Source organism: Komagataeibacter kakiaceti JCM 25156, assembly GCF_000613305.1.
In genome coordinates, this window is the sequence record NZ_BAIO01000066.1 from 1 (window position 1) to 8,966 (window position 8,966).

General features: G+C 61.9%; 5 protein-coding genes and 3 pseudogenes. 6 read left to right on the forward strand and 2 right to left on the reverse strand.

The window, feature by feature from the left end; genetic code table 11:
* Positions 1–224 precede the first annotated feature (224 nt).
* The 4 genes and pseudogenes from JCM25156_RS06190 (at position 225) to spt (ending at position 4,799) form a co-directional block, all read left to right on the forward strand.
* Positions 225–1,358 (forward strand): hypothetical protein, encoded by a 1,134-nt coding sequence (locus JCM25156_RS06190; RefSeq protein WP_025812498.1) that lies wholly within the window; start codon positions 225–227, stop codon positions 1,356–1,358.
* A gap of 53 nt (positions 1,359–1,411) precedes the next feature.
* Positions 1,412–3,147, forward strand: a pseudogene (locus JCM25156_RS22025) (fatty acyl-AMP ligase).
* Between the two features lie 192 nt (positions 3,148–3,339).
* Positions 3,340–3,591, forward strand: coding sequence for an acyl carrier protein (locus JCM25156_RS06200; RefSeq protein ID WP_025812499.1), 252 nt, complete (start codon positions 3,340–3,342; stop codon positions 3,589–3,591).
* Positions 3,592–3,597: 6 nt separating this feature from the next.
* Positions 3,598–4,799, forward strand: a pseudogene (gene spt, locus JCM25156_RS22030) (serine palmitoyltransferase).
* Here spt and JCM25156_RS22035 read toward each other — a convergent pair.
* Both JCM25156_RS22035 and JCM25156_RS22040 read right to left on the reverse strand, forming a co-directional pair.
* Positions 4,783–5,744: pseudogene (locus tag JCM25156_RS22035) on the reverse strand (hypothetical protein). The pseudogenes spt and JCM25156_RS22035 overlap by 17 nt on opposite strands.
* Positions 5,745–5,756: 12 nt before the next feature.
* Positions 5,757–6,569: an acylglycerol kinase family protein gene (locus JCM25156_RS22040; protein ID WP_242402510.1), complete on the reverse strand. Its 813-nt coding sequence runs from the start codon at positions 6,567–6,569 to the stop codon at positions 5,757–5,759.
* A gap of 322 nt (positions 6,570–6,891) precedes the next feature.
* Between JCM25156_RS22040 and JCM25156_RS06220 the strand changes: the two genes are divergently transcribed.
* Positions 6,892–7,809: a metallophosphoesterase family protein gene (locus JCM25156_RS06220; protein WP_025812500.1), complete on the forward strand. Its 918-nt coding sequence runs from the start codon at positions 6,892–6,894 to the stop codon at positions 7,807–7,809.
* Positions 7,810–7,859: 50 nt separating this feature from the next.
* Positions 7,860–8,966 (forward strand): LptF/LptG family permease (locus JCM25156_RS06225; protein WP_025812501.1); only part of this gene is annotated, 1,107 nt, incomplete at its 3' end.

Genomic DNA, 8,966 nt, shown 5'->3' on the forward strand with positions numbered 1-8,966 from the left:
GGCCCCTTCCCGCCTCAACCATGAGGTCGGGCTGCACGTTCAGGAAAAAACCAACCCACGGAACGAAGCGGTAGCGCCATCACTTCGACTGCTTCACGGCCGGGCAGAAATACGGACTGTTTCCCTACGTTCGGGATTGGATGGAATGGCGATTGGGAGCATGATCGTGGCGACGTTATATTATCGCACATTACGTTTTCAGGCCACGCGACAGGGTCCATCCATTGGCTCACATCCTGTTTCCCTACCTTGCCCAGCCACATCAGGAATTCCATTCGCTTTCCATAGCGCTGGAAATGAGCCGTCTTTATCCGGACATTCAGGTTCATATCGCGAGCCTGACCCCGCAACGCGATGCGCGGATACGCATGCTGTCGCGGCTTTACCCGCAATCATCCATCCGTTTTGACATTCTCCACCATCCCCCATGGATTCGGCGGTACATCGCGCAATATGGCCCGACGCCTTTCGGTAAACTGGCGACGCTCTTTTTAAACAGAAATTATTTCAGCAGATTTCAGGCCATTGTCGTTCCTGAACGCACATCCCTTTATCTGCGCAGGATGGGTGTCACCCATCCCAGACTTATATGGACCCGTCATGGCGCGGGTGATCGGGGCATCGGTTTTGCACGTGACGTAAGGCAATTCGATTATGTGCTTCTGGCCGGCCCCAAGGTGGAATCCCGCCTGCTGAATGCGGGCTCCCTGCGCGCGGGACATTATATGACTGGCATATATGCGAAATTCGACATGGTGCGCCGGTTGCAGACCCATCGTGCGCGGCTGTTTTCCAATAACCGCCCCACCATAATCTATAATCCGCATTTCTGTCCCTCGCTGTCCTCATGGCCACGGTTCGGGATGAAGGTGCTTGAATATTTCGCGCGCCAGACAAAATACAATCTGATCTTCGCCCCCCATTATCGGTTATTCGATACGGAACGGCGGAAAATCATGCGGTTGCTGGCGCCTTTCACATCGGCGCCCCATCTGATCATTGATCCCGGCAGCGACAGAAGCGTGGACATGACCTATACCCTTGCAGCCGACCTATATATGGGCGACGTCAGCAGCCAGGTCAGTGAATTCCTGATCCGGCCCCGCCCCTGCCTGTTTCTTGACGCCCATCGGACCCGATGGCGCGGCAATGCCGATTATGAAAACTGGACGCTGGGGCCGGTGGCGGAAAATGTGGACAACCTGGAGGCAACGCTTGACAGTTCTTTTTGCTCACATGCAAATTTCCTTGATCGGCAAAAAGAGTATATACGCAACACATTCGGGTTTGCGGCACCGGTTGATACGGCGGCCAAGGGCGCGAAATCGATTATTGACTTTTTGAGGGTAATTGGTTGAAGACCGCCCATTCGCCGTTTCAAGATACGTCTGTGGAAGTCACATTACCGGAAATGACAAGCCTCCCGACCCCCTCCGATTCTGGTCTGCCCCGTCGTTACGGCGATTTTCCATCGTTCCCCGCAGCGCTGGATTATGCCGCGCAGCAGTAGCGGATTCAATATCTATTCCGGCAAAGGTGTACTGCTCGAAACCCTGCCATACAGCGTGCTGCGTGAACAGGCGATCGAGACGGGCAAGCGCCTGCTGTCACTGGGCCTGAAACCGGGTGACCGGGTCGCCATCGTGGCGGAAAGCGATGGTGATTTCGCGCGCATCTTCTTCGGTTGCCAGTATGCGGGCCTAGTGTCGGCCCCGCTGCCACTGCCCGTGGCCTTCGGTGGCCGCGAGGGATATGTGGGCACTGCGGGGCATGATCGAAGGTGCGGCGGCCTCCGCCGTGGTGATCGCCTCGATCATCTCCTCATGGACCGATGAGATCACGGCGGGCCTGGACCTGAAATTCGCGGGCACACCGGGCGAACTGCTCGAAACCCCGATTACGGTCGAGACCCTGCCCGCCATCGGGCCGGATGACCTGTCCTATCTCCAGTTTTCCTCGGGCAGCACCCGTTTCCCCATGGGGATCGCGGTGACCCAGCGTTCGGGCATGGCCAATGCGCATGCCATTGCCCTGAACGGCCTGAAGGTACGTGAAACGGGTGATCGCTGCGTCTCATGGCTGCCACTTTATCATGACATGGGTCTGGTGGGCTTTTTCCTGACCCCCATGACCTGCCAGTTGAGCGTTGACATGCTGCCGACGCGTGAGTTCGCGCGGCGGCCACATGTGTGGCTTGACCTGATCAGCCGCAACCGAGGCACGATTTCCTACAGCCCCTCCTTCGGTTACGAACTCTGCGCGCGACGCGCCACCTCGATCGAGCTGGACCTGTCTTCATGGCGGATCGCGGGGATTGGCGGGGATATGATCCGCTACCATATCCTTGAGGATTTCGGACAGAGATTCGCCGCCTCCGGCTTTGACAGCCGGGCGTTTACCGCCAGTTACGGCATGGCGGAGGCCACGCTGGCCATCAGTTTCGCCCCCCTTGGCTCCGGCATCCGCACCGATACGATCGACCTGCGCGCGCTGGAAACCCGGGGCGAGGCCATTGCCGCCAACGATCCGGCCTGCGCGCTCCGCACGTTCGTCATCTGTGGCGAGGTCCTGCCGCAGCATGAGCTTGAAGTGCGCGACGCACAGGGCCATGTGTTGCGGGATCGCCAGATCGGCACCATTTTCGTACGTGGCCCCAGCCTGATGCAGGGCTATTTCCGCAGGCCGCAGGAAACCGCCCGCACGCTCGATTCCGATGGCTGGCTGAACACGGGCGATCTTGGCTACATGCTGGATGGCCAGATTGTCGTGACCGGCCGGGCCAAGGATCTGATCATCATCAACGGCCGCAATATCTGGCCGCAGGATCTGGAATGGTCGGCCGAGACCGAAATCAGCGCCCTGCGCAGCCGCGATGTGGCCGTTTTCTCGGTGGATGAGGACGAGGGAGAGAAGATCGTGGCGCTGGTACAGTGCCGCGCCTCCTCCCCCGAAGCGCGCGAGACGCTGAAAACGGAAACCGCCAGCCTGTTCCGTCGGCAGCATGGGGTGGACGTCTCCATTATTCTGGTGCCCCCCCATACCCTGCCGCAGACATCATCGGGCAAGCTGACACGGGCGCGGGCGAAGGCCATGCTGCTTTCGGGCGCGTTCCAGCCACTTGAAACGACATCTGTTCCGGTTGTCTGACAGGATGCGCCCTGCCCGCTTTCCCGCACGGGCGGGAGTGTAACGCGGGACTGGCCAAAAACCTGTTTTTCGATCATAAGACTCCCGGTCAGGGGGCGGATTGCAGCCCCACCCGTGATTTATGGATCGCGGGCTGGCCATTCATGCTGATCCCCTGCCCAGGCAGGCAGGACGTGCCATAAGGATGTAGGAATGACTGAAACGGTAGCGAGCGTCTCCGCGCTGATCGTGAAGACGCTGCTGGCGAACCCCAAGGTTCCCCGTGATATCAATGGCAGCAGCAAGATCGTCGAGGATCTGGCCTTTGATTCACTGGCCGTCATGAATTTTGTCATGGAAATCGAGGATACCCTTGATGTTTCCGTGCCGCTTGACCGGCTGGCCGATATCCGCACGATTGATGATCTGGCGGCGTGTATCGTATCCCTCAAGCAGGCGTCCTGACGCGCCATGTCGATTTTTTCCAAATATGAAGCACTGGCTGCCTCGCTGGCGGCCGTGACTGCCGGGGGCGGACGCAATCCGTTCAACGTCGTTATCGAAAAGCCCATTTCCTCCACCGTCGGCTGATCGAAGGGCGTGAGACCCTGCTTTTCGGCACCAATAACTACCTTGGCCTGAGCCAGTCCCCCGCCGCGATCGAAGCCGCCGTGGCGGCGGCGCGGGCCTATGGTGTCGGCACCACCGGTTCGCGCATCGCCAACGGCACGCAGGGGCTGCACCGCCAGTTGGAAGAGCGTCTTGCCGCGTTTTTCCGGCGGCGGCACTGCATGGTGTTCTCCACCGGCTACCAGGCCAATCTGGGCACGATTTCCGCCCTTGCGGGCAAGGATGACTACCTGCTGCTGGATGCGGACAGTCATGCCAGCATCTATGACGGCAGTCGGCTGGGCCATGCTCAGGTGATCCGTTTCCGCCATAATGATGCCGATGACCTGCGCAAGCGCCTCCGCCGCCTTGAAGGCACGCCGGGCGCCAAGCTGGTTGTGGTCGAGGGCATCTATTCCATGATGGGCGACGTGGTTCCCATGGCGGAATTCGCGGCGGTCAAGCGCGAGACGGGCGCATGGCTGCTGGCGGACGAAGCCCACTCCGTCGGCGTGATGGGTGAGCACGGCCGGGGCGTGGCGGAAGCCGATGGCGTGGAAGACGATGTGGATTTTGTCGTCGGCACCTTTTCCAAGAGCCTTGGCACGGTTGGCGGCTACTGTGTGTCCAACCATGCCGGGCTGGATCTGATCCGCCTGTGCTCGCGTCCCTACATGTTTACGGCGTCCCTCCCACCGGAAGTCATTGCCGCGACCATGGCTGCGCTGGATGAGATGGAGCGCCAGCCCGAACTGCGCGTGCGGTTGATGGACAATGCGCGCAGGCTGCATGCGGGCCTTCAGGCCGCCGGGCTGCGTACCGGCCCACAGGCCAGCCCGGTCGTATCCGTCGTGCTGGATGACATTCCCGTTGCCGTGGCGTTCTGGAACCGGCTGCTGGATCTGGGGGTTTACGTCAACCTCAGCCTGCCGCCCGCGACACCTGACCAGCATCCGCTGCTGCGCACCTCCGTCATGGCGACGCATACGCCCGGACAGATCGACCGGGCTGTCGAGATCTTCGCGGTCGTGGCGGCGGAAATGGGAATCAACCGCGCCGCCTGAACAGACCGGCCTGCCTTAGCTTCCATAACAGATAGGGCAGGCAGATCAGGGGGTGCCGTTCGGAAAACGGCCCCAGCGGCAGTTCGATGCCGGAATGCCGCCGGATTTTCCACGCGATATAGCGCGCGCCACCTTCAAAGGTGAAGGCGGCCTTGAACAGGCGGCTTACATTCAGAACCCGCCCCAGCCGCCCGCGCAGCCACCATCCGTCCCGCAGCGCGACGTCGTGCCGGGGCCAGATGGGGAGCCAGGATCGCGCCATCGCGATCGAATTCCAGTCCCTCCGCCATCCATATATCGGGCAGCAGGTCCTGTAGCGTGTTTCCGCCCCGCCCAGCAGGGTCCGGGGCCTGCGTCCGTTTTCCACCCGCAGTTCCGCGCCATAGGTATGGGCGAACAGGGCAAGCCAGAATTCATCCGCCGTGCCCCGTTCCGGCCCGAGTGCCGCGGCCCACCGGCCCGCCTGCGCCACCGCACGGATGATGCAGCCGAGAATGGCGTCCGCCGCATCCGGATCCCGCACCCATACAAGCCGCACGGCTGGCAGAAACGCGCCCACACGGTGGTGTCGAGCGTCGCCTGCCCCGTCATGCGCCGGAACTGGGCAATGGACAGGATGGCCACCTTGGCGCGCATGACCTGCCCGCCTGCCGCGATCTCATGATATTCCACATTGGGGGGAAGCAGGCGGTTGGCTTCACGCGCCAGGTAGCCGGCGTTCCAGTCCTCCAGACGCTCGACAATGACATAGAAGTCCAGAACGCCTTCAGGGTCGGGTTCCCGCAGGACGGAGCCGTAAAAAAGCACCCCCATGGGGCGCGCGCCGCCGATCATCCGTGTCACGAACTCCGTCACCGCGGGCGCAACCGGCCGGGTCAGGTCAGCGGCCAGCAGGTGGGCAACGCGCCCTGCGGCGGCAAGGCGGAGCGGGCTGGAGTGCGGCATGCTGACCATTCCTCAGGCCTGGATAAAGTCGATGGGCGCGGTTGATGACAGGATGATCCGCCCGCTTGCGCCGGGCGAGAGAACTTCCCCGTCCAGCACGAAATCGGATGTCAGCGTCATTTCGATACGCGCCTCGCATCCGCTACAATAATCGGGGTTCCGGCGCAGCCAGCCGGGATGCCGCCCCCGCAGCAGCGCCATCGCCGCCGGGACCAGACGCGTGGGCCGGGCCGCCACATGCAGGTAATTGATGACATCGCTACGCGCGCCATGGTCGGTCCAGAACGGCCAGATCCCGTAGGGCAGATGCTGAAGCGTGGTGGACAGGAACAAAAAGCAGTTTCCCCGCCGCACCGTCCCGCCGGCCTGTATGCCGATGGGGTCGCCCATCATCCATTCCTGCCGGGAGCGCCGGGTGAGCAGATGCGCGACGGAGGACAGGAACGAAACAACAACAGCGGTTTCGTGCGCGTAGTGGTTCAGGATCGCGGGCTGATGGGCCAGTTCGATCCCGCGTGTGAACGCCGCCGCCCCGTGGAACATCCCCACGACCGGCTCGCGCCCGTCATCTTCCGGCCATTCGACAACCAGCCCGCTCCGCCTGCGCACATTGCGCCGGAGCGTGCCGGAAGCGGCGAGGTGCTGGAGATGTTCAAGCGCCGCAATCCCACGCATGCCAAACCCGACATCACCCGCGATCAGGTTGGTATTGCCCGAAGGCAGGATGGCGAGGGCGGGCAGCCTGTCCGGGGCATAATGGCGATGGACGGCGGTCATGACATCACTGACGGTGCCATCCCCCCCGTCAATCGCGATGCAGTCCATCCGCCGGGCGGCCAGTTCCGCGATATGGTATCCAGACGGGCGCGATCAGCGGGTTGGATGAAATTCTCCCCCAGATGGCTGCGGGCTGTCCGGGCGTACAGGCTCCCATCCTTCACATTCCGCCGGCTGCGCGGGTTATAAACAAGCGCAAAACGTCCGGTCACTGATTATCCCATCCCTGTCTGAAATTTGACGTACAGGCCATAAGCAACCATCTGCCTTCTATTGCAAGGCACGAAACGATGGATCACCCCGATGGGCAGGCAGGCATAACACCGCGCGCGCTGTCCATGGCGGGTATGAGGCAAGGAAAGACGCCAGCTTGAGCACGACCACAATCGCCCATCTTTCAGACCCTCACCTGCCTACCGAAATGGTCCCCCCCCGGCTGGGGGAGCAACTGAACAAACGCATGTTCAGCCATCTTTCATGGAAAAGACGCCGCCGTTTCGTACACCGGCCGGAAATTCTGGCCCGTGTGATGGCCGACATCCGCGCCAGTTCCGTCGACATGATCGCCGTGACCGGGGATCTGACCAATATGGGCCTGCCGGGAGAATGCCGGCAGGCGCGGCGCTGGCTGGAACAGATGCCCGTGCCGTGCACAGTCATACCCGGAAATCATGACACCCTTGTTCAGGACAACTGGCATGACACGGTCGGCCTGTGGTTGCCATGGATGGGGCCCCTCCCCTTTCCGTTTGTCCGCCGGGTGGGAAACGTGGCGCTGATTGGCGTCAGTTCCTGCGTGCCGGTCCCCTGGTTCCTGGCGACCGGCCGGGTGGGCGCGCACCAGTTGCAGCGCCTGCGCGCCATCCTGCACGAAACGGCGCGAGACGGCCTGTGCCGGATCGTCATGATCCACCACCCCCCCGTGGCGGGTCTGGCATCCCGGCGTAAGGCCCTGACGGATATAGAGGATTTTTCCGCCTGCATTGCACGGGAAGGAGCCGAGATGGTGCTGCATGGCCACATCCACCTTTCCACCATCTCCTCCCTGCCCGGGCCGGACGGGGCCGTGCCCGTGCTTGGCGTTGCCTCCGCCTCCGCGCGATCGCATGATCCGCTGCGCGCGGCGGCCTGGAATCGCATTACCGTGACCCCGGACGGCGCGGGCTACACGCTGGCCGTTACAAGACGTTTCTTTCCAATAGATGAGGACGGCGACACAACGCAGGAAACTATTTTTGAACATACCCCTCCATCCAGCCGTTTTTCGGGTATAAGCACGCCCACATGAGCCGCATGTCTTTTCAGCACGGGATAATGGGAAAACTGCTCCCCAGCACAATGGATCGCTATCTTCTGCGCCAGGTTGTGCCGCCGTTTTCCATTGCGCTTGGCGTCGTCATGGCGGCCCTGCTGCTGGAACGGCTGCTGGTGCTGTTTGACATCCTGGCCGCCAATGGCAGCTCGATGAAGACGTTCTTCGGCCTGCTCAGCGACCTGATCCCGCATTATCTGGGTCTGGCACTGCCCGCGGCCATGTGCGTAAGCGTGTTTTCCGTCGTCCGCCGCATGAGCGCGAACCATGAAATCGACGCGCTGACGGCCAGCGGGGTTTCGATTTTCCGCATCTGCCAGCCTTTCGTGCTGACCGGCGCGATATTCAGCCTGCTCGCATTCTCGCTGTACGGGTTCATCCAGCCCTATGCGCGCTATGACTACCGATCGGCCTTCTATTTCGCCAGCCATGCCGGGTGGGCGCCGCATCTGCAGTCCAAGATGTTCGCGGCGTCGGACAATATCCTGCTTACGGCGGAAAACGTGGACCATGCCGGTTCAAGGATGTGGCACGTCTTTATCCGTGACAATACGGACAAGACGCATGTGCGCTACATTTCCGCGCAGAAGGGCTATCTCTACAACCCCGCCGATGGCTCGAACATACGCCTTGATCTGGTGGATGGCACGATCATAACCGACAGTCAGGACAAGCCCCCCAGCATCACCGGCTTCACCCGCACCACGCAGCTGATCTCCCCCAACCACAAGATTGATGATGAAGCCTACCGCAACCGCGGCGAAACCGAACGTGAACTGACCGTGCCGGAGCTGTACGCGGGCATACGGCACGGGTACAAGGGGCTGAGCCATTCGTACATGCTGGCCGAACTCCATTTCCGTCTGGCGCGGACCATCGCCATCCCCTTCATTCCCATCCTGGCCTGCGCCCTGGCGGGGGTGCGCAAGCGCCAGCGCGGCAACCCGGGGCTGGCCATCGCCGCCATCACGCTGGTCGGCTTCGACCATACGCTCCAGATGGGCATGAGCTTCGTCGCCAACATGCACATGTCACCGCTGCTGGTCATCTGGCTGCCCACCGCCGGGTTCGCGTTCATCTGCGTGGGCATGCTGATCCGGCAGGCCGGCGGGCTGCGCACGCTGCTGGTCCGT